The following is a 23,691-nucleotide window of genomic DNA, read 5'->3' as shown; positions in this document are numbered from 1 at the left end:
GCCCCACAACGTGTTACTGGGAGGGGCAGGCTACCCGCGCCGGACCCGCCCATACTCAAGTCCATGAACAGCAAGGACCAGCTCGGTCGATTCCTCCGTACGCGTCGCGCGCAGCTGCGGCCCGCCGACGTCGGGCTCTCGACGTTCGGGGAGCGCCGGCGCGTGCCCGGGCTGCGGCGCGACGAGCTGGCCCAGCTGGCGGGGGTGAGCCAGTCGTACTACACACGACTGGAGCAGGGGCTGTCCCTCAACGCCTCCGTGGAGGTACTGGACGCCATTGCCCGGGCGCTCCGCCTGGACGAGACCGAACACCGCCACCTGCACGACCTCGCCGGGGTGGTGCGCAAGAGCGGCAGGAGCCGGCCCCGCCGCCCGGCACCCGAGCGCGTCTCCGAGGCGACGCGGCAGTTGATCGCCGCCTTCGGGGACACCCCGGTGATCGTGCTCGGCCGCCGGAGCGACGTCCTGGCATGGAACCGCACCGGGCACGCGCTGTTCGCCGGGCATCTCGATCCGGACAGTCCCGAGCAGCCGGCCCGGCGCCCCAACACCGCACGGCTCGTCTTCCTGGATCCGCACACCCGTGATCTGTACGAGGACTGGTCGCGCAAGGCCAGGGACGCGGTGGGCAAGCTGCGGCTCGCGGTCGGGGAGTACCCCGACGATCCGGAGCTGGCCGAGCTGATCGGTCAACTGACGATGAAAAGCCGGGAGTTCACCTCCCTCTGGTCCGAACACCGCGTTCGCGCCTGGAACATCGCGACCCACCGGATGCGGCATCCACTGGTCGGCCCGATGGACGTCGCCCAGCAGGCGATGCCGATCCCGAACGAGCCCGGGCAGCGCATCGTCGCGGTCACCGCGGCGGCGGGGTCCTCCTCGCAGGCCGCGCTGACCCTGCTCGCCCAGGTCACCGCCCCGCGCACGCGGACCGCCGTCGACACGGATTCCGTTTCCGTCCAGTAGCCGGGGTGACCCTCACCCCCCTCTTCGGCATGCCCACGCATGCCTACTCAAACCTGCCCAAGTACAGCCAGAAGGAGACACCATGTCCAGCACCACGCTCTACACCACCGAGGCCCTCTCGACCGGCGACGGCCGCAACGGGGAGGTCCGTAGCCTCGACGGAGTCCTCGACGAGGTCCTCGCCGTGCCGAAGGAGATGGGCGGCCCCGGCGGCGACAGGACCAACCCCGAGCAGCTCTTCGCCGCGGGCTACGCGGCCTGCTTCCACAACGGACTGCGGCTGATCGCGGCCCAGCAGGAGGTGAAGGTGCCCGGTTCCACCGTCACGTCGACCGTGAGCCTGCTCAGCAAGGAGGACGGGGGCTTCACCCTGGCCGTGAAGCTGTCGGTCCACCTGCCCGGCGTGGAGCAGGCGACCGCCGACCGGCTCGTACAGACCACGCACCAGGTCTGCCCCTACTCCAACGCCACCCGGGGGAACATCGACGTGACCCTCGAAGCGACCGTCTGAACCGACCCGGCGCACGTGTCTCACAAGGAACTTGACGGATCATCACTTTGCCGTACTGACAGCTGACCAACAGCAACCGTTCCTAATCTGCCGTGTTCATGACAGACACTTCAGGAGCAGCCCACCCGATCGGGCGCCGTACGGTGCTGATCGCCACCGGCGCCACGGCCGCCACCCTGGCCGTGGGCGCCGCCGCACCGGAAGCCCCCACAGCCGACAAGGCGGACGCGGGGCACTCGGCCCCCGTCGCCGCGGCGGCCGTCTGCACCCTCACCAAGGAGATGACCGAAGGCCCCTACTACCTGGACGGCGCCCTGGTCCGCGCCGACATCACCGAGAGCAAGCCGGGCGTCCCGCTCAAGCTCGCGCTCACCGTCGTCGACGACGACACCTGCGCCCCGCTCGCCGGCGCCCTCGTGGAGATCTGGCACTGCGACGCGCTGGGCGAGTACTCCGGGTTCGTCGGCAACAACGGCCACAGCGAACCGGACGACGGCTCGTTCCTGCGGGGCGGCGTCCTCACCAACTCCAGCGGCGTCGCGAACCTCACCACGATCTACCCCGGCTGGTACCGGGGCCGCTGCATCCACATCCACCTCAAGGTGCACACGGGAGTCACGCTCACCTCGGACGGCAGCTTCACCGGCGGCCGGGAACTCCACACCGGCCAGCTCTTCTTCAACGAGACGATCACCACAGCGGTGGCCAAGGTCTCCCCGTACTCCACGAACACGGTCACCCGCACCACCCTCGCCCAGGACTCGATCTACGACGACGGAGGCGCCGTGTCCGGCCTCCTCACCCTGACGGCCCTGGGCAGCACGGCCGCCTCGGGCTACACGGGCACGCTGACGGTCGGCGTCGAAACGAGCTGACGTCCGCCCCGATCCGCACAACGGGCCCCGCCGGAAACCGGCGGGGCCCTCGCCTCGATAACACCACGATCATCTCAATTGATCTATGGATCTATGGACGTACATTCCCCTGAATGACCGAATGCCTTACACCCTATGGTGCTCGTTATTCAGCCGTGACGACAAAAGATATGCACGCAAACGACTGGCTCGATACCGCCGACGGGAGGGCGCGCCTGGAGCACTGCGCGGATCTGCTCGAGGAGTTCCTCAAGGCCATGACCCGCATGGAGAGCGAATACCTGCGGGCCACGTGGGACGGACACCCCACAGACGGATCCCGCTGAGCCAGGGCGCAAAGGAGCCGCAGACAGATGGACTGGACTCAGGACGATCCCACCCTCCGCGACATTCAGCTCGATCCGCGAGCCACCGCCTACGATCCGCTGAACCCACCGTTCACCGGCGCCGATCCGCTCGGGACGCAACACTTCTGGCACGTCCCCGAGCCCGCGATCGAGCCGGACGCGTGGGATCCGGACGAAGAGCTGGCGCAGATGCTGTACACGACGTCGAGCGTGACGCCCACCGCTCCGGCCCCGCCACACAGCCACGCCCTGCCGCGCCGCCCGGTCAACCGGCGCAGGCCCCGGCCGGGATTCCATGCCATTGCCGCAAAACACAGGATCATCACGGTTGTCTTCCTGGTCGTAATGATCATTGTGTCCGCAGTGATGATGCTGGGATGGTCCGTCTCTTATTCATACAACCAGCTGCGTGGCATTTCACTACTGGTCGTATCGGCGAAATTGGCACGATGGTGGCCGCTGATGGTGTACGGACCGTGGCTCGTGGCAGGTTTGTCCATTCTTCGAGCGTCCGTTCAGCACCGGAGCGCCAGACGGTCCTGGTCCGTGATGCTGATCGCCTCCGCCACGGCGGTCGCCCTCTGTGTCGGCCAGTCTCCGCGCTCCCTGCTGGCGATGGTGGTCGTCGGAATCCCCCCCATCACCGCCCTGATCTGCTTCCGGGAACTCGTCGGCCAGATCTCGCCCCACCACGGACCTCGGCACGCCTGCCAGACCATGAGGCGGCCCAAGCAGCCAAGACCTTGATCGTCACGGCCGTCCCCGCCGGAACAACGCTCACCGTGGAGGTTCGGGGAAGACCACCCGTAGTCGTTGAACTCTTCTGTCCCGCCGGAACATGAGCCAGGCGAGGGTCGGCGGGCAGGGGCTGACCGCATCCGCGGGGCTGATGACGTCCATCTCCCAGATGGTGATGTCCCGGCTGGCCACCACATGGCGCAGGTGCTGGCGCACCCCGGATTCCCGGTTCTGCCGCATGGCCGGGAAGGGGTGGGTGCGCTCACCCGCTCGACTGAGCGCACCGACCAGTTCGGCCTCGGCCGGCCACAGCTCGGCTATCTCCCGGGGCAGATCGCCGCGCGCGGCACCCTGCAGGGTCACCAGGGCCTCCTGCCTGCTGTCCTCGGTGAGAGCGGAAGCGTCGTCGTGCGCCTGGGCGGCGGTCGACAACAGCACCTGGGCCAGCTTCGCCCTGGCCTGGTTGAGTCGGCTGCGCACCGTGCCGACCGGTATCTCACAGGCGGCGGCGATCTCCTGGTACGAGGTGATGCCGCTGAAGTGCCGCAGCATCAGCACCAGCCGCAGCGGCTCGGGCAGTTCCTCCACCGCGTCCCAGATCCAGTCCCGCATCGCGTGCTGCTCGACGACCCGCTCCGGGTGCGACGGCTCGTGATCACACGGGTGCAGGTGGTCGAGGCCGTCCAGCCCTGGCGTCTCCCGGGTGACACGCAGCCGCATACGGGCGGCGTTGCGCACGACCGCCCGCAGCCAGGCTCCTACGGCCGCGGGATCCCGTACGTCCCCGATGCGTCGCAGCGCGGTCAGTGCGGCGTCCTGCACCACGTCCTCCGCGTCGGGGCCGTAGCCGAGCAGGCTCATCGCCACCGCGCGCATCGGCGCCTGATGGCGAGCCAGCAGCAGCCCGAGGGCTCCGGTCTCGCCGGCTTGCGCCCGGCGGGTGAGTTCCTCATCCGTGGGTGAGGTGAGGGGCATCATGTCCGAACGCCTCCGTCGCGATGGCGATGCGCGTAGGATAGAGCTTCCACTTGGGGCCGTGGGAGCCCTAGGACCTGTCCAGTCGATCATGGCCGCTGGACGGGCTCCGGCAGCCAGCTTCCGTGGAATCCCGCCGGGACGGGGTGGGGCAGTTCCACCACTGCCTGGACGGTCATCTCCGTGGCGTCGAGGACGAGCAGTTCCCCGGCCTCGCCGTCGCCGTTCGAGACGAGCGACAGGAGCCACCCCTCGTCCTCGCCGGTGGCGTCCGCCGCCGGTACGAAGACCGCCTCGCCCGCGTAGCGGCTGCCGGGCGTCTCGTAGGTGCGACTGGTGTGGCGCGTGAGGTCGTGTTTGGCGATGCCGTCACCGGAGACGGTGTAGAGGTAGCGGTTCGCACGCCCGGTGAGGGTCTCGTTGTGCGTGGGGAACTCGGCGTCACGGTCGTCCAGTGGTGACTCGGAGGCGCGGCCGGTGACCGGGTCCAGGGTCCAGCGGTGCAGGACCGAGGAGGCCTGGGAGTGACCCGGCTCCCTCACCCCGACCGGGCCGCTCGCCCTGGTGGAACCGCCGATGTCCGACCAGGTGTGCCGGAAGCCGGCGCGGTCGTAGCGCACCGCGTCCAGCACGATGCGCCCCCGCGTGTCTTCGTAGGCGTTGCCCACATGGAAGACGTAGCAGGGATCGACGTCGTACCACCGCACGTCGGTGCTTCCGGGCGTACGGGACATGACCCCGAGCCGCGCGCCGTACTCCTCGTCCCACCGGTAGGGCATGCCGCCGCCGGGCCCGGCCAGGGCGGGGTCGAAGACGACGGGAAGGTCCATCCACACGATGTGGTGCTCGGTGATGGCGAAGTCGTGCATCATCGTCGGGCCCGGCACCTCGACCGGCCTGCTGTCGAGCAGCAGTCCGTCCGCGGTGACCCGGTGGTAGGTGAGGTACGGCGGGGCGAACCCGGCCCCGAACAGGTGCAGTTCGCCGGTGACCGGGTCCTCCTTGGGGTGGGCCGTCATCGCGGTGGTCAGCCGCCCGCCGAAGTCGTACGGTCCCACGGTCTCCAGCTCGGGGGTGACCCAGTAGGGAAGACCGACCTCGCACAGGGCCAGCACGGTGTCGGCGTGCCGGATCACGTGCGTGTTGGCGGGCGTCGCGGCCAGGTCGACGGTGAAGTCGGCGCGGATGAACGGGTGCCCGTCCAGCCGGCGGGTGCGGATCCACCGGTTGCGGTACCACTCGGCGCGTCCGCCCCGCAGCCGGATGCCGTGGAGCATGCCCGGACCGGTGAACCAGTGCCCCTTGTCCTGGCCGGGCAGCGGGTTGGGGCCGTTGCGCAGATAGCGGCCGTCCAGGTCGGGCGGCAGGGAGCCCCGCACGGTGAGGTCGGCCGCGCTGTGCTCTTTGGGGACCGGGGCGAAGCGGCCCTGGAGATACAGGGGAAGAGCTGTCTCGTTCGTCACGCGGTCGCTCCTGCGGCGGCCAGCAGGCGTGCCTGGGCTCGGGCGGGATAGACCTTCGTGAAGACGGCGGGGCCGACGAGACCGGCGACGTGGGCGGCGATGCCCACCCAGGCCGGGGCGTCCACCGCGCCGCAGACGGCCAGGCTGACGCCGATGAAGGTGAAGCCGGCGCCCCAGGCACTGGTGATGTGGTTGTTGACCCGGACGAACTCCGGCATGTCCCAGTACTCGGGGGGAGTCTGGCGCTTGGCGATGCCCAGCGTGAAGGGGCGCCGGATCGCCAGGGTCCCCCAGGCGGTGGCGGCCAGCCAGCCGAAGGAGATGACGTCCGTGTGGTCCGCCAGCGCCGAGCCCGGGTCGGCGACGGCCACGGCGCCGACCACGACGAAGTACGCGACGGTGCTGATCTCCAGGATCAGCGCGTCGAGGCCGACCCCGCGAAAGCGGTCCTGCAGCAGGAGCAGCAGCCCCGACACAAGGCCCGCGATCGCGCCCCAGCGCCAGTCGAAGGACGAGACGACGCCGGCGACGATCCAGGGAATGAATCCGCGCAGATAACCCATGAAAGTTCCTCGGTGAAATGGAACGGACGGCTCCGGAGACGTGCTGCTCCGAAGCCACCCAGTGACCTGACACCGACCAGATGCACGGCTAGCGCGAAAGTTCGAACCCAGAAATGTGATGCCCGTCACACCGCACACCACACACGACCGCACGCACACGGAAGGCCCCGCCATGACACTCGCCACCGAAGACCGCCTGGCCATCGCCGAGTTGGTCTCCCTGCACGGCCACCTCTTCGACGGCGGGCGCCTCGACGAACTGACGGAACTGTTCACCGAGGACGTCGTCTACGACGTGTCCGCCTTCGGACAGGGCGAGTTGGTCGGGATCGAGGCGATCCGGGACGCGGCCCTCGCCCTCGGCGCCGCGAACGCCGTCGCCCATCACGTCACCAACATCGTCATCACCGACGATCTCGGAGACGGCCGCGCGCGGGTGCGGTCCAAAGGACTGGGGGTGATGGCGGACGGCCGGTGCGGATCGGTGACGTACGAGGACGTCGTGGTGCGGCGTGACGGGGGATGGCGCATCGCGCGGCGGACGGTGGAGGCGCGGCGGGTGCCGTTGAACGGGGTGACGGGCGCGTAGCGCTAGCGCGCGCTCAGCCCAACTCGCCCCGTTCCACGCAGAACTCGTTGCCCTCGGGGTCGGTGAGGGTGATCCAGCCGCCGCCGTCCGGGCGGGTGTGGTCGGCGACTTGGCGGGCGCCGAGGGAGAGGGCGCGGGCGACCTCCTGGGCGCGGGTGCGGCCCTGCGGCTGAAGGTCGAAGTGGATGCGGTTCTTGGCCGACTTGCCCTCGGGGACCCGCACGAAGAGCAGCATCGGGCCGCCGGACGGGTCGCGCAGCAACGCCTCCGGGTCGCCCGGCTTGTCGTCCTCGTCCAGCGGACGGCCGAGCAACTCGCTCCAGAACAGGCCGAGATCGTACGGATCACCGGTGCAGTCGAAGGTGAGGGTGCGGATGGTCGGGTTCAGCCCCGCCGACTCGCCCATGGCTTCAGGCTCCCTTCTCGCCGTCGACCAGTTCCCGGACGATGTCCAGGTGGCCGTTGTGCCGGGCGGTCTCCTCGGTCAGGTGGAGGATGATCCAGCGCAGGTCGACGTGCCGGCCGTCGCGGATCGGACGCTTGGCCGTGGTGTTGAGGTCGTGCTCGGCGACCAGGAGACGGAAGCGGGCGCTCTGCTCCTCGTACTCGTCGAGGAGTTGGGGCAACGGCACGTCGACGGCGATCCGCATCTCCGGATCGGGATCCTCCTCCGTCGCGGCAGCGATCGGCCCGTCGTCCTCCCCGCCGAGGAACACCACCTGAATCCAGTAGTGCTCGACCCAGCGCAGGTGGCTGATCAGCCCGCACAGCGTCATGAGCGGGGATCCGGGGAGCGGGGCCTGTCGCGCGCCCTCCGGCGAGACCCCCTCGCACTTGGCGCGGGCGGTGGCACGGGCGTAGTCGAGGAAGGTGGTCAGCTGTGTGCGTTCGTCCCAGGCAGTGGGTGTATCGGTTCGCGTCATAGGTGTGCAGCATCACGGTCCCGCTCCTCGGTGTCGAGCGAATTTGACCGCCGAGGCGGGTGCCTGGGGCACCCTTGCTTCGTCGTACCGTACGACGAAGGGATGTCAGGTGACAGACATCGATCGCTGGATGGACGGTCTTCAGGAACGGGCCGCCGAGGTGCTGCCGGAGGACGTCTACGCGTACTTCCGGCGCGGCGCAGGTCGCGGCATGAGCGTCGCGGAGGCGACCTCGGCCTGGGACCAGTTCCGCTTCCGGGCACGGCTGTTGCGGGACGTCTCGACGTGCGACGCCTCCACGACCGTACTCGGCACGCCCGTTCGTACGCCCATACTCGTCGCGCCCAGCACCCTGCAGCGCAAGGCCCACCCGGACGGGGAGGCCGCCACCGCGCGGGGCGTCGCGGCGGCGGGATCACTGCTGGCGGTGACCTCGAACACCGCGGTGCCGTTCGCGGACCTGGTGCCGAGCCGGGCGCCGTGGTGGGTGCAGGTGTACGTGGCCCGGGACCCCGTACTGACCATCGAGACGCTGGAGCGGGCCCTCGCCGCCGGGGCGCGGGCGGTCGTGCTGACCGCCGACACGCCGGTCAACGGGGCGCGGGGCAAACGTGGCACCCAGGTCGACGACTTCATCGGACCGGACGACCTGTACGGCAACGTCACCGGGATTCCCTCGCCCGAGGCGGCCGAGCGCGCACCCGATCTGACCCTCGACGTCATCGGCTGGCTGCGGGAACGGGCCCGCGGCCTTCCCATCGTCGTCAAGGGCGTGCTGCGCGGCGACGACGCCCGGGAACTGGTGGCCGCGGGGGCGTCCGGCCTCATCGTCTCCAACCACGGCGGGCGGCAACTGGACGGGCTGGTGCCCACCGCCTGGGCCCTGCCGGAGGTCGTCGACGCGGTGGCGGGCACCGGCGCCGAGGTCTACGCCGACGGCGGGCTGCGCCGCGGCACCCACATCCTCGCCGCCCTCGCCCTCGGTGCCCGCGCGGTGTTCATCGGCCGTCCCGTCCTGTGGGCGCTGACCGTCCGCGGCGCCGCCGGTGTGACCCGCCTGATCGACGACCTCACCGACGAACTCGTCGAGGCGATGAGCCTGACCGGCACACCGAGCGTGCTCGAACTGACCCGCGACCTCCTGTGGGCGGCTCCCCGACCGCTGCTCGATTGATCGAACGTGCGGGCGTCGGCGGTCGAGCTGTCCCGAAATGCGCAGTGCGGCCTGCTGTGTCACCGTCATGTCACAGACAGCCCGCCAGGTGAACCCCGGAAGCCGATGACGCGCTCTGAAGCGACGAGTGTCGGTGAGAGACCGGCGCCTGAACCACTTCGGGGGACTTCATGTACGGCATCGGTATCCGCAGAGTCGCGACGGCCATGGTGACCGCGTCGGCGGCCACCCTGCTCATGACCGCGTGTCAGCCGGGCGGGAGCCCGGCGGGGGCGGGCTCTTCGCCGTCGGGCGCTCCGGTCAAGCCGGCGGCGTCCACTTCCACCTCCGGCTCCGCTTCCCCCGCCGCATCCGCCACATCCGGCTCCCCGACGCACACCGCGACGCCGCCCACCGGTGCGAAGGCCTGCGGTCTGCCGGATCTCAAGGCGTCCATGTACCAGGCCGCGGTGCGGCCGGACGGTACCGGGACCGGCGCGGCGATCGTCGAGTTCACCAACGTGTCCGGCAAGGCGTGCACCGTCCAGGGGTATCCGACCGTGGCGGGGGCGGGCAACGGTTCCCCCGAGAAGAACCGTCCGCTCAAGGTGACCACGACCGGGGGCGCGTCCACGGTGAAGATCGCCGCGGGCGGGAAGGCGTGGACAAAGCTGACGTTCGTGCAGGTCCAGGGCGAGGCCGACGGCTACTGCAAGTCCGCGGCCACGCCCGCGAGCTACCCGACGCTGGTGGTGGGTGTCCCGGGCGCCGGGGCGCACCAGGTCGCGCTGACGGACGGTGTCATCGCCGAGTGCGACGACAAGGTGACGGTCACCGCCCTCTCGGCGGCCAAGCCCTCCTGACCCCACCCGGCCCCGCGCGGCGGCATCAGGAACTCGCTCGTGTCGATGGAGCCGATGCCGCCCGTACCGGCCGTACCGCGTAATCCGCCCGCGCCGGGCCCCTCATACCGCCATGGGGAGACGCACCGCTGTGGACAATGGCCGCACCCTCCCCCAAGTTCTCGGCTCCGCTCGAACAGGGGGGACCCCCACCGTTGTCCCCGAAAGGCCCCGCATGGTGTTGAGCAGACGTACCTTCAGCGCACTCGCCGGTACCACCGCGCTCGGCCTCACGCTCAGCGGGAGCGACGGCGCCTTCGCCCGCGCGACCGCCCCCACCGGTCCGGCACCGGAGCCGCCCGGCGCCGACGGCAGCCGCCACACCGTGGGCTTCGACAAGTACTCGATGCTGGTCGACGGCAGGCGGGTCGTCCTGTGGTCCGGCGAGGTCCACCCCTTCCGGCTGCCGAGCCCCTCCCTCTGGCGGGACGTCCTGGAGAAGCTGCGCGCCCACGGCTACAACACCATCAGCGTCTACGTCTCCTGGAACTACCACTCCCCCGCGCCCGGACAGTACGACTTCACCGGCGTCCGCGACCTCGACCTGTTCCTGCGCACGGCCGCCGAGACCGGCCTGTACGTGATCCTGCGGCCCGGCCCGTACATCAACGCCGAGGTCGACGCGGGCGGCTTCCCCGGCTGGCTGACCGCCACCCGAGGCACCGCCCGCACCTCCGACCCGACCTATCTGTCGTACGTCGACGAGTGGCTGACCGCCGTGAACCGGATCGCGGCCCGGCACCTCTACACCCACGGCGGCGGCACGATCGTCCTCTACCAGCTGGAGAACGAGTACGCGAACCACATCACCAGCCCCCGCGGACGCGACTACATGGCCCACCTCTACGCCAAGGTCCGCGCCGACGGCATCGACGTGCCGCTCTTCCACAACGACAAGGGGCGCAACGGGTACTGGGCACCGGGAACGTTCGACACGGGCGGCGAGAGCGGCCGCTATCTGTACGGCTTCGACGGCTATCCCTCGCCCGTCGCGCCGCCGCCCGACTGGGGCTACTTCGGCATCGGCGGTACGAAGGGCGGCTCGACGGCGAGTCCCGAAACCCCGGGGCTGCTGGCCGAGTTCGGGGGCGGCTGGTTCGATCCGTGGGGCGGGGTGGAGTTCGACGGGAAGGGGTACGCGGAGTCGGCGCGGACGCGCGACGCGGCGTACGAGCGGCGTTTCTACCTCACCAACCTCGCCAACGGCATCAAGGTCCACAACGTCTACATGACGTTCGGGGGGACCTCCTGGGGCTGGCTGCCCGCGCCGGTCGTCTACACCTCGTACGACTACGGCGCCGCCCTCGACGAGGCCCGCAGACCCACCCCCAAGCTGGTCCCGATGCACCAGCTCGGGCAGCTCCTGCACTCCGTGCCCGACCTCGCCAAGCTGGACCGGGCGGCCGACGTCCGGGTCGGCGCGAGGGGCGGCGCGTCGGGGGCGGACGCCGGGATCACGGCGTACCACCTGGTCAACCCGGACACCGAGGCGCACTTCCACATCCTGCGCAACGACCGGGCCGACGACGTCCTCGCCGCCGTCCCCCTCGCCGGAGTGAACGTTCCGCTACCGGTGCCGGTCCCCGGCCTCGACGCCCGGCTGCTCGCCACCGGTCTCGCGCTCGGGCGGCGGACGCTGAGATACTCCAGCGCCCAGCCGATGCTGTGGCTCACCGCCGGACGGCAGGACATCGCCGTGTTCACGGGGCGCAAGGGGGAGGCGACGCGGACGGCCGTCGAGTGCGCGAGCGAGCCCACGGTCACCGTGCTGGAGGGGAAGGCCCACCACGCGTACGCGTCCGGCGCGCTGCGCGTCGACGCCGAACTCGACGGCCTGACAAGGGTGTTGGTGGAGGGCGGCGGCACGGACGCTCCCCTCCTCCTGCTGCTCGCCGACGACGAGACGTCCGTACGACTGTGGCGCTACGACACCCCGTCGGGGCCCGTGCTCGTACACGGCCCGGCGCTCCTGCGCACCGCCGCCCTGCGCGACTCGACCGTCCATCTCACCGGGGACACCGTCGAGGAGGCCGACCTGGAGGTGTGGGGACCGCGCGGGATGAGTGAAGTGGTATGGAACCGGGGCACGTTGAAGGCACGGGCGACCACCTCCGGGAGTCTGCGGGCCGAGCAGCGGCTGCCGGGGGTCGCGGCCGTCCCCCTTCCCGCGCTGGGCAACTGGCGCTTCCGCACGGAGAACCCCGAATCGGACCCCGAGTTCGACGACTCCACCTGGAAGGTCGCGGACAGGACCTCCTCGTACAGCACCACCCCCGTACCGGCCGGGCAGCCCGTCCTCTTCGCCGACGACTACGGCTTCCACTACGGAGACGTCTGGTACCGGGGGCGCTTCGAGGAAGCGGGGGCCGTGGGCGCCGCCGGGTCGGTGTCCCTCTCGTACGTCACGGGCACACAGGGGCTGCTGATGGCGTGGCTGGACGGGAAGCCGCTCGGCACGCACCGGATGCCGGTGCCGGACAAGTCGACGGTGCGGAAGGGCACGTGGTCCGCCACGGCCACCTTCCCCGCGCGGTACACGAACGGACCGCACGTCCTCTCCGTCCTCGTCCGCCGGATGCAGCACGACATGGACGGCGCGGCGAAGGACACGCACAAGGCCGCACGGGGTCTCACGGCGGTGACGTTCGCGGGGGCGAGCCCGGCCGTCACCTGGCGGATCCAGGGCGGGGCGGCGCCCGACCCCGTGCGGGGGCCGCTCAACCACGGCGGGCTGTACGGGGAACGGCAGGGCTGGCATCTGCCGGAGTTCGCCGACGGCGGCTGGAAGGTCGTGGACTTCCCGCGGGCGGAACGTGGGCAGGGGGTCGCCTGGTACCGCACCGGGTTCCGGCTCGCGATCGATCCGGGCGTGGACGCCTCGATCGGGCTCACCCTCACCGACGACCCGGCCCGCGCCTACCGCGTCCAGATCTTCCTGAACGGCTGGAACATGGGCCAGTACATCAACGACGTCGGCCCCCAGCACACCTTCGTCCTGCCGGGCGGCGTCCTGCGCACCCGGGGCGCCAACACCCTGGCCCTCGCCGTACTGTCCGACGGCACCACCCCGGCCGGTCCCGGCGAGGTGAGGCTGACGCTGATGGGCAGCGCAGCCGGAGGGGTACCGGTGACACCGGTGGACTCCCCCGGCCGCGCGCACGCCCGCTAGGACCTAGCCGAGCCGGATCACGTTCCAGGACAGCGGTTCCAGGACGGCGGTCAGGGTGCCGTCGTCCTGGAGGGTGGTGCCCTCGACGGGGTGCGGGGCGACCCGTTCCCGGTCCTGAAGGGTGTTGCGGGCGTCGGGGTCCGCGTCGGCGACCGCGCTGTGCTCGACGACCGTCGTCAACCCAAGCCGGTTCAGGGTGACTTCGAGCGGCAGCGGTTCGGTCTGGCTGCGGTTGACCGCGAAGACGGTGACCGAGCCGTCCTCGGCGCGCACGGCGGTGGCGTGCAGCAGGTCGACCTCCCCGTACTTCTTCGTCTCGTACGTCGGCGACACCGCGCGGACGTCGAGGACCTCCCCGCGTCCGTACTTCGCCGCCTGCGCGAACGGGAAGAACGTCGTCTGCCGCCAGGCCGCGCCGCCCGGCTCCGTCATGATCGGCGCGATGACGTTGACGAGCTGGGCGAGACAGGCGACGGTCACCCGGTCCGCGTGTCGCAGCAGCGCGATCAGCAGGGAGCCGAAGACGACGGCGTCCGTGACGCTGTAGACGTCCTCCAGGATGCGCGGGGCCTCCTGCCAGTCCTCGACCGGATGCGGGTTCGGCCGGCTCTGGTACCAGACGTTCCACTCGTCGAAGGAGAGGTTGATCTTCTTCTTCGACTTCAGCCGGGCGCCTACGTGGTCGCAGGTCGCCACCACGTTCTCGATGAAGGACTCGGTGTCGACGGCGGAGGCGAGGAAGGAGTCGCGGTCGCCTTCGGTCTCCTCGTAGTAGGCGTGCAGGGAGATGTAGTCGACGAGGTCGTACGTCTGGGCCAGCACGGTCGCCTCCCACGCGGCGAACGTCTCCATGTTCTGCCCCGACGATCCGCACGCGACGAGTTCGAGGTCCGGCTCGATCTGGCGCATCGCGCGGGCGGTCTCGGCGGCGAGTCGGCCGTACTCCTCCGCCGTCTTGTGGCCGGTCTGCCAGGGTCCGTCCATCTCGTTGCCCAGACACCACAGGCCGATGCCGAACGGCTCCTTGTCGCCGTGCGCCACCCGCAGGTCCGAACGGGCCGTCCCGCCGGGGTGGTTGGCGTACTCCTGGAGCTCCAGGGCCTCGGCGACCCCGCGCGTGCCGAGGTTGATCGCCATCATCGGCTCGGCCTGGGGGCCGATCTTCCTCAGGAAGGCGATGTACTCGGACAGGCCGAAGCGGTTGGTCTCGGTGGAGCGCCAGGCGAGGTCGAGGCGGCGGGGCCGTTCCTCCGCGGGGCCCACGCCGTCCTCCCAGTTGTAGGCGGAGACGAAGTTGCCGCCGGGGTAGCGGATGGTGGTGACGCCCAGTTCGCGGACCAGATCCAGTACGTCGGTGCGGAGGCCTTCGGCGTCGGCGGAGGGGTGGTCGGGTTCGTAGATGCCGGTGTAGACGCAGCGGCCGAGGTGTTCGACGAAGGAGCCGAAGAGGCGGGGGTTGACCTCGCCGATGGTGAAGGCGGGGTCCAGGGCGAAGCGGGCGGTACGCATTTCTTCCTTCCGGGGGTTCAGTTTTGTCTGCGGGTTTGGTGGGGCTGGGCGCGCCCACGCGGCGGAGCCGCATATTGGTACAGCCCCGCGCCCCTAGCGCAAACTTGGCCAGCCGTTTGCTTTCCAGTTCAGGGTGTTCAGCCCCAGCTTGGGCGTGCCCGAGTCATCGGCGTCGTAGTAGTGGTACGCCAGCCAGTCCTGGCCTCGGTCGTGGAAGACCGACTCGCCTCCGGTGCCGATGTACCTGCCGTGTCCGGCCAGGAGCAGGTCGCCGCCGCCCTCCAGCAGCGGCTTGCCCGTGCTGTCCACGTAGGGGCCGGTCACCTTCGTCGACCTGCCCACCCGGATCTTGTAGGTGGAGTTCACGCCCGCGCAGCAGGCGTCGTAGGAGGCGAAGAGGTAGTAGTAGCGGCCGTGTTTGACGATGTACGGGCCCTCGACCGCGTACGGGGCGTCCGGGCGGGTGGCCAGGTGCTCCACGGGTGTGTCTGCGCTCGCCTTGCCGGTGCTCGGGTCCAGTTCGACCATGCGGATGCCCGTCCAGTACGAGCCGAACGCCATCCACAGCTTGCCGTCGGCCCGGATCACCGCCGGGTCGATGGCGTTCCAGGCATCGGTGGTCTGGGAGGTGAAGGCAGGGCCGTGGTCGGTCCAGGTGCCGGGCATGCCCGTCTTCGACGTGGCCACGCCGATCGCCGAGTGGTTGGTGCCCCAGGAGGAGACGGCGTAGTAGAGCCAGTACCGGCCGTCTCGGTAGGAGAGGTCGGGGGCCCAGGGGTCGGCGGTGGAGCTGTAGTCGTACCACCAACTCGGGTGCGTGGTGAAGGCGTTGCCCGCGTCGTCCCAGTGGTGGAGGTCGGTGGAGAGGCGGGCGCCGAGGACGCCGCCGGTGGAGTAGGCGACGTAGCGGCCGTTCCTGAGGTGGGTGACCGTGGGGTCGTGGATGATCTGCTGGCCGGTGAGGGGGAGGGGGTCGGGGTAGGTGACGTCGGCCGACGCGGTGGCCGGGAGCAGGGCGATGGTGGCCGCGGCGAGCAGTACGGCGAGTCTGAAGCGCTTCAACTCACACTCTCCTCTGGGCTGTTACTGGCCGGCCAGACCCGTGTGGGCGACACCCCGCACGATCTGGCTCTGGAAGAAGACGAACACGACGATCAGCGGGAGTCCCGCGATCAGGCCGCCCGCCATGAGCTGCGGCCAGACGATGCCGAAGGCGTTCTGCACGGTGGCGATGCCGTTCGGCATGGTCATCAGGTCGGGGTTGTTGGTCACCATGTACGGCCACAGGAAGTTGTTCCACGAGGCGATGAAGGTGAAGATCCCGACGGCCGACAGCGAGGGCTTCGAGAGCGGTAGGACGAGGGTGAAGAAGATCCGCCAGCGGCCCGCGCCGTCGATGAACGCCGCCTCCTCCAGCTCGCGGGGCAGCGACTGGAAGAACTTGTAGAGGATGTAGACCATCGCGGCGGGGGCGCACTGCGGCAGGATCATGCCCCAGTAGGTGTCGACCATGCCGAGCGACTGCACGGTGGTGAAGAGCGGGACGCCGAGGATCGCCGGGGAGAACATCAGGCCCGCCATCGTCACGGCCATCAGGACGGACTTGCCGCGGAACTCGGTGCGGGCGAATCCGTATCCGGCGAGGGAGGCGACCAGCAGCACGATGAAGGTGACGCAGACCGACACGACCAGCGAGTTCACGAACCAGTTGGGGATGTTGCCGGCCTCGAAGACCTTTCGCCAGGAGTCGAGGGTGAGGTCCTCGGGGATCCAGTGCGGCGAGGCCACCGACTCGGCCGGGGTCTTGAGCGACGTGGACAGGGCCCACACCAGCGGCGCCATCCAGATCACGGACAGGGCGAGGGCGACGACCGTCAGGGCGATCTGCGCGGGCGTCCAGGTGCTGCGGGGTTTACGGAGGGTGGGTGACGGCGTGGTCATCGGGAGATGCCCTCCTCTCGGCTGCGGAGCAGCCACATCCGCCCGAGGGCGACGGCCGCGATGATGAGGAACAGGACGAAGGAGATCGCGGAGGCGTAGCCCACGCGGTAGCTGGTGAAGCCCTGTTCGAGGGTGTACTGGACGAAGGTGCGGGTCGATTCCTCCGGCCCCGGGCCGAACTGGTACATGACCACCGCCTGGTCGAAGACCTGGAGCGAGGCCAGGATCTGCAGCGCGATGACGAGGCCGGTGATGTTGCGCAGGTTCGGCACGGTGATGTGGAGCATGCGCCGGAAGGCGTTCGCGCCGTCCAGCTCGGCCGCCTCGTAGAGGTGTTGGGGGATGTTCTGGAGGGCGGCGAGGAAGAGCAGGAAGGAGAATCCGACCGTCCACCACAGGGTCGCGACGACGACGGCGAGCAGGGCCGTGGACTTCTGGGTGAGCCAGGGGGTGGTGAGGCCGAGGACGTGGTTGACCATGCCGTTGGTGGGCTGGAACAGCCACCACCACAGGTTGCCGATGACGGCCGAGGGCAGCAGGAACGGCGCGAAGAAGCACAGCCGCCACAGCCACTTGAAGTGCACGGTGTGGTGGGCGATCAGCGCCATCAGCAGCGCCACGACGACGATGCACGGGACGACGTACAGGGTGAACTGAACGCTGTGCCACAGCGAGTTCCACACCAGGTCGTCCTTGAGGGCCTCGCGGTAGTTGTCGAGGCCGACGAAGTCGGTGTGGTCGCCGGAGATGTTGGCGTCGGTGAAACTGAGGTAGAGGCCGCGGACGACCGGCAGCAGCACGAAGAGCCCGTACAGGACGAAGAACGGGGCGACGAACCAGCCGCCGTGCTGGAAGCGACGGCCCCAGCGCACGCGGGCGGAGTCGGCGGCGGCGGTCGCGCGAGGACGCAGGGTGGTGGCGGCGACCGTGCTCGTGGCGCTGCTCATGCGCCTGCTCCCTTCAGCTCCTGGGCGGCCGTCCTGCCGTCCATGGGGTTCTTCATGGCGAGCAGTTGCTCCAGGACGGACTTCATACGGCGGGCCGCCGCGGCCGGCTTCGCGGAGCCGAGGTTGGAGGAGGCGACGACCGGGCCGACGCGTTGTGCGAGGACGCCGGTGGAGCCGGCGAACCAGATGTGCGGTTCGGTGGCCGGATGCTCCATGGCGGGCCCGGAGTACTCGTTCTGCGGGCTGAGCTTGAGGTAGGCGGGATCCTTGAAGGTGGGCAGGTAGGCGGGGACATGGCCGCCGATGGCCCAGGTGGTGGCGTGGGTGACCATGTAGGCGGCGAGCCGGTAGGCGCCCTCGTCGGCGGCGCCGCCGCGGCCGGACTGGTGGGGCAGGATGAAGGAGTGCGACTCGGCGTGGGTGGCCGGTTTCCCGAACACCGGAGGCAGCGGCTGGGCGCCGAAGTCGAGCTTCTCCCCGTTGAAGTACGGCACCGACCAGTTGCCCTCCCAGGTGAACGGTGACCCGGCGAGGAACGCCTCGCCGTCGGCCTCGCCGACGGTGACGTAGCCGTCGGTCACGTGCTTGCGGAAGAACTCCAGGACCTCGGTGGCCTTGTCGGTGTCGAAGGTGACGTCGGTCTGGTCGTCGTTGAAGTAGCCGCCGCCGAGCTGCTGGTAGAAGGCGACGAAGAACCACCAGGCGAAGTTCTGGTCGTTGGCGTGCAGACCGAGGGTCTGCTGCCCGTTCTTCAGCTGCTTCTTGGCCGCCTTGAGGAGGGCGAACCACTCGTCGGTGGAGCCGGCGGCCGGCAGCCGGCCGTCGGCGTCGAGCAGCCCGGCCTTCTTGCAGACGTCCTTGCGGTAGAAGCAGAGCTGGACGTGGATGTCGAGGGGCAGGGCGTAGAGCTTGCCGCCGACGATGCCGCGCTTCCACAGCACGGGGTTGAAGTCGGCCTCCCGCACGCCGTACTTGGCCAGAAGGTCGATGTCCCAGGGGTCCAGGAGGCGGCCGGGCGCGAACCCGGGGACGCGGCCCTGGTGCATGACGGCGAGGTCCGGTGCGCGGTTGCCGGCCGCGGCCATGGCGAGCTTGGTGTAGTAGGGGCCGCCCCAGGTCAGGGTGGAGTCCTTGACCGCGATGTCCGGATGCCCCTTGCGGAAGGCGTCCACCATCGCGACCTGGTTGGTGCCGTCGCCGCCCTGGAAGAGGTTCCAGTAACGGACCCGGGTGCGCGCGCTGGAGGCGAGCGCGTCCGCGCCGGTGCCGAGCGCGGCGAAGCCGAGGCTGCCGGCGACGGTCAGGCCGCCGAGCGCGGCCAAAACGTTCCTGCGGTTCAGGTTCCCACGGTTCGGATACCCGTCGTTCAGGTCAGGTCGTCCCATGCCCTGCCCTCACTGTTCGAGATTCACTGTTCGAGATTTCGGTGATCGCTCGTAACTTCGAACGGGACCGTAGATAGGAAGCGCTTTCTCGTCAATGGTTTGCACAAAAATCGAAGGTCCCCGTCCGGTGCTCGACGACCGGAGGGGGACCTACGAAGGAAAAACTGTCAGCCGGCGAACGGCGGCTGCGGCAGGCCCTTCCCGGCGCCGGGGACGACGAGCACCGAGCCGGAGAGCGGATGCGGCGCCTCCAGGCCCGTACGCGCCGTGGTGACGTACAGGTCGGTCAGGTCCGCGCCGCCGAAGGCGCAGGCGGTGGGGCGGGGAACGGGAAGTTCCACGACCCGGTCGAGCTCGCCGTCGGGTGTGTAGCGGCGGACCGCTCCGCCGTCCCAGAGGGCCACCCACACACAGCCCTCGGCGTCGACGGTGAGCCCGTCGGGCCACCCCGCGCCCTCTTCGATCACGGCCAACGGTCGTCTGTTGAGGGGTGGTTGGCCGTCACTCACGTCACCTACGTCGAAGACGTCGATGCGGCGGGTCGGGGAGTCGATGTAGTACAGCAGCCGGCCGTCCGGGCTCCAGCCCGTTCCGTTGCTGACGGCGACGTCGCCGAGGAGCGGGGTGACCGTGCCGTCCGCGGTGATCCGGGACAGGGTGCCACCGCCCGGGGCCTCGTCGTAGCGCATGGTGCCGAAGAACAGCGAGCCGTCCGGGGCGACCGCGGCGTCGTTCGCGCGGCGGCCGTGGACGGGGTCGCGGTGCAGCCACCGAAAGCCCTCGGCGCCACCGTACGTCGCCACGCCGTCCCGGAGACTGACGACCAGGCCGCCGCCCGCGCGGGGCTTGGCGGCGCCCACGTGCTGCTCGGTGACCATGACCGTGCGGCGCCCGGAGACGGGGTCGTAGGTGTGGACCCGGGAACCGAGGATGTCCACCCAGATGAGCCGCTGCGCGTCCGGATCCCAGGTCGGGCCCTCACCGAGGGCCGCCTCGGCGCGGATCGCGACGTCGAAGGCCGTGCTGCCCGTGCCGCCGGTCGTCCCGGTCATCCCACCACGCTCCGGTGGCCGAGCCGCTCGGACAGCTCGACGGCGCCCTTCGCGGCGAGCTGCTCCAGCTCCACGCGGCGCTCGTCGCTCCAGCGGATCATCGGTACGGAGATGGAGAGCGCGGCGACGACCTGGCCCGTACGGTCGCGCACCGGGGCGGCGACGCAGCTGACGTCCGGGTTCGACTCGCGGCTCTCCACGGCGACGCCGCGGCGGCGGATCTCGGCGAGGGCCTCGCGCAGGGCGCCCGGCTCGGTGATGCTGTTGGGCGTCATCGCGACCAGATCCGCGTTGTCCGGGATACGGGAGGTCAGCTCGACGTCGGGGAGCGAGGCGAGCAGCATCTTGCCGACGGAGGTGCAGTGGGCGGGCAGGCGCCGGCCCGCCGCGGACACCATGCGCACGGCGTGCGTGGAGTCGACCTTCGCGATGTAGATGACGTCCGTGCCCTCCAGGATCGCCACGTGGACGGTCTCGTCACAGGTCTCGGCGACGGACCGGGCGACCTGCTGGCCCTCGGCGGCGAGGTCCAGCTGCTCGGCGTACCTGCTCCCGAGCTGGTACGGGCGCACACCGAGGCGGTAGCGTCCCGGCTGGCCGGGAACCTGCACGATGTACGAGCGGGCGGCGAGCGTGGTGACCAGCTCGTGCACCGTCGTCCGGGGAAGCTGGAGCTTGCGCACGATGTCGGGGGCGGAGAGCGTCCCGTCCCCGTCGAGGAAGAGCTCGAGTATGTCGAGAGCTCGGGTCACGGCAGGTACGAGGCGTCCCACAACCGGCCCCCTCCCTATGTTCGAAATTTCAACAGCCGATCGGCATGACGAACACAGGCTACTCATAGTGCTCTTGCGCGGGCAATGGGTGGGTAACGGTGAGGTGCAGGGGGTCACAGGGGCACTGGCGCGCAGGCGGAGTCGGCCGCGCGCGACGGGAGGTCAGCGGCGGGGGTGGGGATCACCCAGCTCACCCCGGAGACGCTGCGCGCGGAGTACCAGCTCCAGCTCGAACCGCCGGTCCGGATCGTCGATCTCGTCACCCCACAGCTCCCTGATCTGGCGGAGGCGGTAGCGGACGGTCTGGGGGTGGACACCGAGCCGCGCGGCCACCTCCGGCGCGCCTCCGCGTGTCTCCAGCCACGCCAGCAACGTCTCCGCGAGACGTCGCCCGTGCGTCGGCCCGCAGTGCGCGAGCGGCGCCAGGCAGCGCAGGGCGAGATCGTCGATCAGCTCCTCGGGCTGGAGGAGCACCAGGGCCTCGGTGTGCTCGGTGCAGTGCAGCACCTCCCCGCCGGGCAGCAGCCGCCGCTCCATCAGCCGTACCGCCGCATCCGCCCAGCGCAGCGACTTCGCCGCGTCGGCCAGCGGCACCGGCGGCCCGATCGCCCCGGACCACCCGGTCAGCGCCCGGTGCAGCAGCTCCGGCCGCCCGGCGGCGTCCGGCTCGGGCACCACCATCCGCGGCTGCTCGTACTCCATGTCGAGCAGCACCCCCTGCCCGACGGCGGGCGCCACGGCCTCCCGCGCCGGCCGCAGCAGCACCCCGACGGCGACCTTGTCCGGCAGTGGCCAGCCGATCCGCGCGGCCCGCTCGACGAGCGCCTCGGCGGGGTCGCCCCGGTGGTGGTGCTCGGCGAGCAGCAGCTCCATCAGGCGCCGCTGGAGACGGAGGCGCTCCCCCGCCTGCCGGGCCGCGGCCTCGGCGTAACCCCGTACGGACTGGTCCACCAGACCGTCCAGGTACTCGTATCCCGCGTCGACGAGCTCGTACATCGCCGGTGGCGGGATCTCGACCCGCTGCCCGATCTCCGCGAACCGGCGCCAGGCGAGGCGGACGCCCAGCCGGTAGATCGCCTGCAGTGAGTCGAGGCTGCGGCCGTGCAGCCCCTCGCCGCGGCCGAACTCCTGGAAGACCTCGGGGTGGACGCGGGGTCTGCCCTCCGCCGTCTCCAGGTGCTGCACGAAGACCTCGATGGCCCGGCGGATGCCGACGAGGGCCATCGGCTCGCCGGAGTCGTCGAGGACGAGGGGCAGGTTCGGGTACTCGCGGCGGATCTCCCGGAGGATCTCCTCGGCGAGATCCGGCGCCTCGGCGAGGGCGATCGCCGCGAACTGCCGCACCTGGGCACGGGGAACGTCATGCCAGGCCGAGCGTATGGCGACGGTCCCGTGGCCGGCCTGCACCTTCCGGTCCGCCTCCGGCGCGCCCCGCGGCACGGTCAGTGCTCCTGGTCGGCATGTTCGTACGTGATCAGGGGGGTGTTCGGCTGATCGGGGGTCGCGTCGAGCAGCGCGACGATGCCGAGTGCGGCACCCACGGCGAGCGCGGCGGCGGCAGCGACGGTGAGTACGGCGGCCAACAGTCTGGACATCGCAGGGTGAGCCTCTCTGTCGGAGGTCGTCCCCACCCGTTTCCGTGATCCGCGCAGCCCGCCACGCCGGCCCCGTCCGGCAAGTCCTCAGTCTCGACAATGCATTGACACTCCGTCAAGGGTGCCCGTACGGTTCCCGGCCCATACCGCACGTGCACTTTCCCTCCTGGTGTCGACGCACCCGTATCACCGCGTTCCACCCGTATCACCCGCATCACCCGTGACCGGCCGTGACCAGCCGTGAGCCGTGATCACTCGTGCGTCGAGCCTCCTCACGCCCCTGGAGTGCCCGGATGCGCCGGAAACCCTCACCCTTCGCACTGGCCCTGCTCGGCCTCGGCACGTTTCTGCTCGTACTGGCCCCGATGCTCGCGTGGTACGTGGAACCGCGGGCCGCCGTGAACCCCGTCGACATCGACACGACCGCCGTCTACACCGGCACGGGCGCCTATTTCGACACCGCCCAGATCCAGACCCTGTTCGACAAGCGGATCACCATCACCCAGCAGGTCAGAGGCGATGTCGCCGACAGTGAGCACAGTGGGCGCGCCGTCTGGGACGTGACGACGACGGTCGACACGGACAAGTCGCTGCCCGCGGCCGACCCGTACGACGCGCTGGAGTTCTTCCCGAACCGCTGGGTCACCGACCGGAAGACCAACCAGCCGGTGCACTGCTGCCAGGAGAGCCCGCGCTTCGAGGGCGACGCCTACCTCAAGTTCCCCTTCGACGTGCAGAAACACGCGTACCGCTGGTGGGACAACTCCCTCGGCGCACCCATCACGCTGGCCTACCGGGGCACCAAGAAGATCCAGGGCTACACGGGTTACCGCTTCACCGGCACGGTCCCCCCGACGAAGATCGGCACCCGGCTGGTGCCCGGCAGCATCGTCGACCAGCCCGGTCGCCCCCAGGTGCTGGCCGAGGAGTGGTACTCCAATCACGGCATCGAGCTGGTCGTCGACCAGCGCACCGGTCGGGTGCTCTACGCCCAGGTCGGGCCGCGCAGGACGTTGCGCGCCCCGGGTTCCACGTACGACTCGACGCTGCTCCTGGACGCCGACAAGCTGGCCTTCACCGCGGCCACCCAGAAGGACCAGGTGAAGCAGGCGAAGAAGGAGAGCGGTCAACTGCGTCTGCTGGGGCAGACGTTGCCGATAGGTGCCGGTGTGCTCGGGTTCGTCCTCGCCGCCGTCGGGGGTGTTTTGGTGGTACGAGGGCGACGGGATCCCGGTTCGCCCGGTAACTCCCCTTCAGCACTCACGATGTGATGGTCAGTCAGCTACACAAAGCCCGGAATTTGTCACCTCGGTGA

General features: G+C 70.1%; 24 protein-coding genes. 10 read left to right on the top strand and 14 right to left on the bottom strand.

What is annotated here, in order from left to right; genetic code table 11:
* Positions 1-63: 63 nt before the first annotated feature.
* From ACZ7M3_RS15005 to ACZ7M3_RS14985, 5 genes are all read left to right on the top strand, one after another.
* Positions 64-966, top strand: a complete 903-nt coding sequence (locus tag ACZ7M3_RS15005; RefSeq protein WP_472063545.1) for a helix-turn-helix domain-containing protein — start codon at positions 64-66, stop codon at positions 964-966.
* A gap of 82 nt (positions 967-1,048) precedes the next feature.
* Complete coding sequence (locus ACZ7M3_RS15000; protein ID WP_472063544.1) at positions 1,049-1,477, top strand: organic hydroperoxide resistance protein; 429 nt, start codon at positions 1,049-1,051, stop codon at positions 1,475-1,477.
* A 98-nt stretch (positions 1,478-1,575) separates the two neighbouring features.
* Complete coding sequence (locus ACZ7M3_RS14995; protein WP_472063542.1) at positions 1,576-2,352, top strand: intradiol ring-cleavage dioxygenase; 777 nt, start codon at positions 1,576-1,578, stop codon at positions 2,350-2,352.
* Positions 2,353-2,522: 170 nt separating this feature from the next.
* Entirely contained in the window at positions 2,523-2,678 is a 156-nt protein-coding gene (locus tag ACZ7M3_RS14990; protein WP_472063540.1) for a hypothetical protein, read from the top strand.
* Between the two features lie 27 nt (positions 2,679-2,705).
* Complete coding sequence (locus tag ACZ7M3_RS14985) at positions 2,706-3,446, top strand: DUF2637 domain-containing protein (RefSeq protein ID WP_095854860.1); 741 nt, start codon at positions 2,706-2,708, stop codon at positions 3,444-3,446.
* Between the two features lie 30 nt (positions 3,447-3,476).
* Here ACZ7M3_RS14985 and ACZ7M3_RS14980 read toward each other — a convergent pair whose 3' ends face one another.
* The 3 genes from ACZ7M3_RS14980 to ACZ7M3_RS14970 all read right to left on the bottom strand — a co-directional run bounded on the left by ACZ7M3_RS14980 (position 3,477) and on the right by ACZ7M3_RS14970 (position 6,438).
* Complete coding sequence (locus tag ACZ7M3_RS14980) at positions 3,477-4,415, bottom strand: RNA polymerase sigma factor (protein WP_472063538.1); 939 nt, start codon at positions 4,413-4,415, stop codon at positions 3,477-3,479.
* 86 nt (positions 4,416-4,501) lie between these two features.
* Entirely contained in the window at positions 4,502-5,875 is a 1,374-nt protein-coding gene (locus tag ACZ7M3_RS14975; protein ID WP_472063536.1) for a carotenoid oxygenase family protein, read from the bottom strand.
* Positions 5,872-6,438, bottom strand: a complete 567-nt coding sequence (locus tag ACZ7M3_RS14970; protein WP_095854857.1) for a hypothetical protein — start codon at positions 6,436-6,438, stop codon at positions 5,872-5,874. Before ACZ7M3_RS14970 ends, ACZ7M3_RS14975 begins: the two co-directional genes overlap by 4 nt.
* Positions 6,439-6,610: 172 nt before the next feature.
* Here ACZ7M3_RS14970 and ACZ7M3_RS14965 point away from each other — a divergent pair, with 172 nt between their 5' ends.
* Entirely contained in the window at positions 6,611-7,027 is a 417-nt protein-coding gene (locus ACZ7M3_RS14965) for a nuclear transport factor 2 family protein (RefSeq protein WP_472063534.1), read from the top strand.
* A gap of 13 nt (positions 7,028-7,040) precedes the next feature.
* On the opposite strand, the gene ACZ7M3_RS14960 is transcribed toward ACZ7M3_RS14965, so the two are convergent.
* Both ACZ7M3_RS14960 and ACZ7M3_RS14955 read right to left on the bottom strand, forming a co-directional pair.
* Positions 7,041-7,433, bottom strand: a complete 393-nt coding sequence (locus ACZ7M3_RS14960) for a VOC family protein (protein ID WP_472063532.1) — start codon at positions 7,431-7,433, stop codon at positions 7,041-7,043.
* Between the two features lie 4 nt (positions 7,434-7,437).
* On the bottom strand, positions 7,438-7,950 hold the full coding sequence (locus tag ACZ7M3_RS14955; RefSeq protein ID WP_472063530.1) for a DinB family protein: 513 nt from the start codon (positions 7,948-7,950) through the stop codon (positions 7,438-7,440).
* 109 nt (positions 7,951-8,059) lie between these two features.
* Between ACZ7M3_RS14955 and ACZ7M3_RS14950 the strand changes: the two genes are divergently transcribed.
* From ACZ7M3_RS14950 to ACZ7M3_RS14940, 3 genes are all read left to right on the top strand, one after another.
* Positions 8,060-9,124 carry an alpha-hydroxy acid oxidase gene (locus ACZ7M3_RS14950; protein ID WP_472063528.1) on the top strand — a complete coding sequence of 355 codons (1,065 nt, stop codon included), beginning with the start codon at positions 8,060-8,062 and terminating at the stop codon, positions 9,122-9,124.
* A 170-nt stretch (positions 9,125-9,294) separates the two neighbouring features.
* Positions 9,295-9,966: a DUF4232 domain-containing protein gene (locus tag ACZ7M3_RS14945; protein ID WP_472063526.1), complete on the top strand. Its 672-nt coding sequence runs from the start codon at positions 9,295-9,297 to the stop codon at positions 9,964-9,966.
* 214 nt (positions 9,967-10,180) lie between these two features.
* Positions 10,181-13,174, top strand: a complete 2,994-nt coding sequence (locus ACZ7M3_RS14940; RefSeq protein WP_472063524.1) for a beta-galactosidase — start codon at positions 10,181-10,183, stop codon at positions 13,172-13,174.
* A 3-nt stretch (positions 13,175-13,177) separates the two neighbouring features.
* On the opposite strand, the gene arfA is transcribed toward ACZ7M3_RS14940, so the two are convergent.
* The 9 genes from arfA to ACZ7M3_RS14895 form a co-directional block, all read right to left on the bottom strand.
* Positions 13,178-14,683 (bottom strand): arabinosylfuranosidase ArfA, encoded by a 1,506-nt coding sequence (gene arfA / locus ACZ7M3_RS14935; RefSeq protein ID WP_472063522.1) that lies wholly within the window; start codon positions 14,681-14,683, stop codon positions 13,178-13,180.
* 93 nt (positions 14,684-14,776) lie between these two features.
* Positions 14,777-15,745 (bottom strand): arabinan endo-1,5-alpha-L-arabinosidase, encoded by a 969-nt coding sequence (locus ACZ7M3_RS14930; RefSeq protein ID WP_472063520.1) that lies wholly within the window; start codon positions 15,743-15,745, stop codon positions 14,777-14,779.
* A 21-nt stretch (positions 15,746-15,766) separates the two neighbouring features.
* Positions 15,767-16,624, bottom strand: a complete 858-nt coding sequence (locus ACZ7M3_RS14925) for a carbohydrate ABC transporter permease (protein ID WP_450426369.1) — start codon at positions 16,622-16,624, stop codon at positions 15,767-15,769.
* Positions 16,621-17,571 (bottom strand): carbohydrate ABC transporter permease, encoded by a 951-nt coding sequence (locus ACZ7M3_RS14920; protein ID WP_472063518.1) that lies wholly within the window; start codon positions 17,569-17,571, stop codon positions 16,621-16,623. Before ACZ7M3_RS14920 ends, ACZ7M3_RS14925 begins: the two co-directional genes overlap by 4 nt.
* Positions 17,568-18,956, bottom strand: coding sequence for an extracellular solute-binding protein (locus ACZ7M3_RS14915; RefSeq protein WP_472063516.1), 1,389 nt, complete (start codon positions 18,954-18,956; stop codon positions 17,568-17,570). The genes ACZ7M3_RS14920 and ACZ7M3_RS14915 overlap by 4 nt, the downstream gene beginning before the upstream one ends.
* Before the next feature lie 167 nt (positions 18,957-19,123).
* The gene (locus tag ACZ7M3_RS14910; protein ID WP_472063514.1) at positions 19,124-20,008 is read right to left on the bottom strand and encodes an SMP-30/gluconolactonase/LRE family protein; all 885 of its coding nucleotides are present in this window, start codon (positions 20,006-20,008) and stop codon (positions 19,124-19,126) included.
* On the bottom strand, positions 20,005-20,781 hold the full coding sequence (locus tag ACZ7M3_RS14905; RefSeq protein WP_075026703.1) for an IclR family transcriptional regulator: 777 nt from the start codon (positions 20,779-20,781) through the stop codon (positions 20,005-20,007). Before ACZ7M3_RS14905 ends, ACZ7M3_RS14910 begins: the two co-directional genes overlap by 4 nt.
* A gap of 162 nt (positions 20,782-20,943) precedes the next feature.
* Positions 20,944-22,188 (bottom strand): PucR-like N-terminal domain-containing protein, encoded by a 1,245-nt coding sequence (locus ACZ7M3_RS14900; protein ID WP_067370541.1) that lies wholly within the window; start codon positions 22,186-22,188, stop codon positions 20,944-20,946.
* 35 nt (positions 22,189-22,223) lie between these two features.
* Positions 22,224-22,376 (bottom strand): hypothetical protein, encoded by a 153-nt coding sequence (locus ACZ7M3_RS14895; RefSeq protein ID WP_167552120.1) that lies wholly within the window; start codon positions 22,374-22,376, stop codon positions 22,224-22,226.
* Positions 22,377-22,669: 293 nt separating this feature from the next.
* On the opposite strand from ACZ7M3_RS14895, the gene pgfA reads away from it, so the two are divergent.
* Complete coding sequence (pgfA, locus tag ACZ7M3_RS14890) at positions 22,670-23,647, top strand: cell envelope lipid trafficking protein PgfA (protein WP_472063512.1); 978 nt, start codon at positions 22,670-22,672, stop codon at positions 23,645-23,647.
* Positions 23,648-23,691: the final 44 nt, after the last annotated feature.

This window comes from Streptomyces sp. NPDC111656, assembly GCF_055656965.1.
The sequence above is the reverse complement of the archived record's forward strand: the minus strand, read 5'-3'. Positions and strand labels throughout refer to the sequence as shown.

Excerpts from the sequence above, each read along its gene's own strand:
- ACZ7M3_RS14995 (WP_472063542.1), top strand. The coding sequence starts at position 1,576 with ATGACAGACACTTCAGGAGCAGCCCACCCGATCGGGCGCCGTACGGTG.
- ACZ7M3_RS14895 (WP_167552120.1), bottom strand. The coding sequence starts at position 22,376 with ATGTCCAGACTGTTGGCCGCCGTACTCACCGTCGCTGCCGCCGCCGCG.
- ACZ7M3_RS14965 (WP_472063534.1), top strand. The coding sequence starts at position 6,611 with ATGACACTCGCCACCGAAGACCGCCTGGCCATCGCCGAGTTGGTCTCC.
- ACZ7M3_RS14925 (WP_450426369.1), bottom strand. The coding sequence starts at position 16,624 with ATGACCACGCCGTCACCCACCCTCCGTAAACCCCGCAGCACCTGGACG.
- ACZ7M3_RS14990 (WP_472063540.1), top strand. The coding sequence starts at position 2,523 with ATGCACGCAAACGACTGGCTCGATACCGCCGACGGGAGGGCGCGCCTG.
- ACZ7M3_RS15000 (WP_472063544.1), top strand. The coding sequence starts at position 1,049 with ATGTCCAGCACCACGCTCTACACCACCGAGGCCCTCTCGACCGGCGAC.
- ACZ7M3_RS14920 (WP_472063518.1), bottom strand. The coding sequence starts at position 17,571 with ATGAGCAGCGCCACGAGCACGGTCGCCGCCACCACCCTGCGTCCTCGC.
- ACZ7M3_RS14985 (WP_095854860.1), top strand. The coding sequence starts at position 2,706 with ATGGACTGGACTCAGGACGATCCCACCCTCCGCGACATTCAGCTCGAT.
- ACZ7M3_RS15005 (WP_472063545.1), top strand. The coding sequence starts at position 64 with ATGAACAGCAAGGACCAGCTCGGTCGATTCCTCCGTACGCGTCGCGCG.
- ACZ7M3_RS14915 (WP_472063516.1), bottom strand. The coding sequence starts at position 18,956 with ATGGGACGACCTGACCTGAACGACGGGTATCCGAACCGTGGGAACCTG.
- ACZ7M3_RS14910 (WP_472063514.1), bottom strand. The coding sequence starts at position 20,008 with ATGACCGGGACGACCGGCGGCACGGGCAGCACGGCCTTCGACGTCGCG.
- ACZ7M3_RS14955 (WP_472063530.1), bottom strand. The coding sequence starts at position 7,950 with ATGACGCGAACCGATACACCCACTGCCTGGGACGAACGCACACAGCTG.
- ACZ7M3_RS14980 (WP_472063538.1), bottom strand. The coding sequence starts at position 4,415 with ATGATGCCCCTCACCTCACCCACGGATGAGGAACTCACCCGCCGGGCG.
- ACZ7M3_RS14940 (WP_472063524.1), top strand. The coding sequence starts at position 10,181 with ATGGTGTTGAGCAGACGTACCTTCAGCGCACTCGCCGGTACCACCGCG.
- ACZ7M3_RS14960 (WP_472063532.1), bottom strand. The coding sequence starts at position 7,433 with ATGGGCGAGTCGGCGGGGCTGAACCCGACCATCCGCACCCTCACCTTC.
- ACZ7M3_RS14970 (WP_095854857.1), bottom strand. The coding sequence starts at position 6,438 with ATGGGTTATCTGCGCGGATTCATTCCCTGGATCGTCGCCGGCGTCGTC.
- pgfA (WP_472063512.1), top strand. The coding sequence starts at position 22,670 with ATGCGCCGGAAACCCTCACCCTTCGCACTGGCCCTGCTCGGCCTCGGC.
- ACZ7M3_RS14945 (WP_472063526.1), top strand. The coding sequence starts at position 9,295 with ATGTACGGCATCGGTATCCGCAGAGTCGCGACGGCCATGGTGACCGCG.
- arfA (WP_472063522.1), bottom strand. The coding sequence starts at position 14,683 with ATGCGTACCGCCCGCTTCGCCCTGGACCCCGCCTTCACCATCGGCGAG.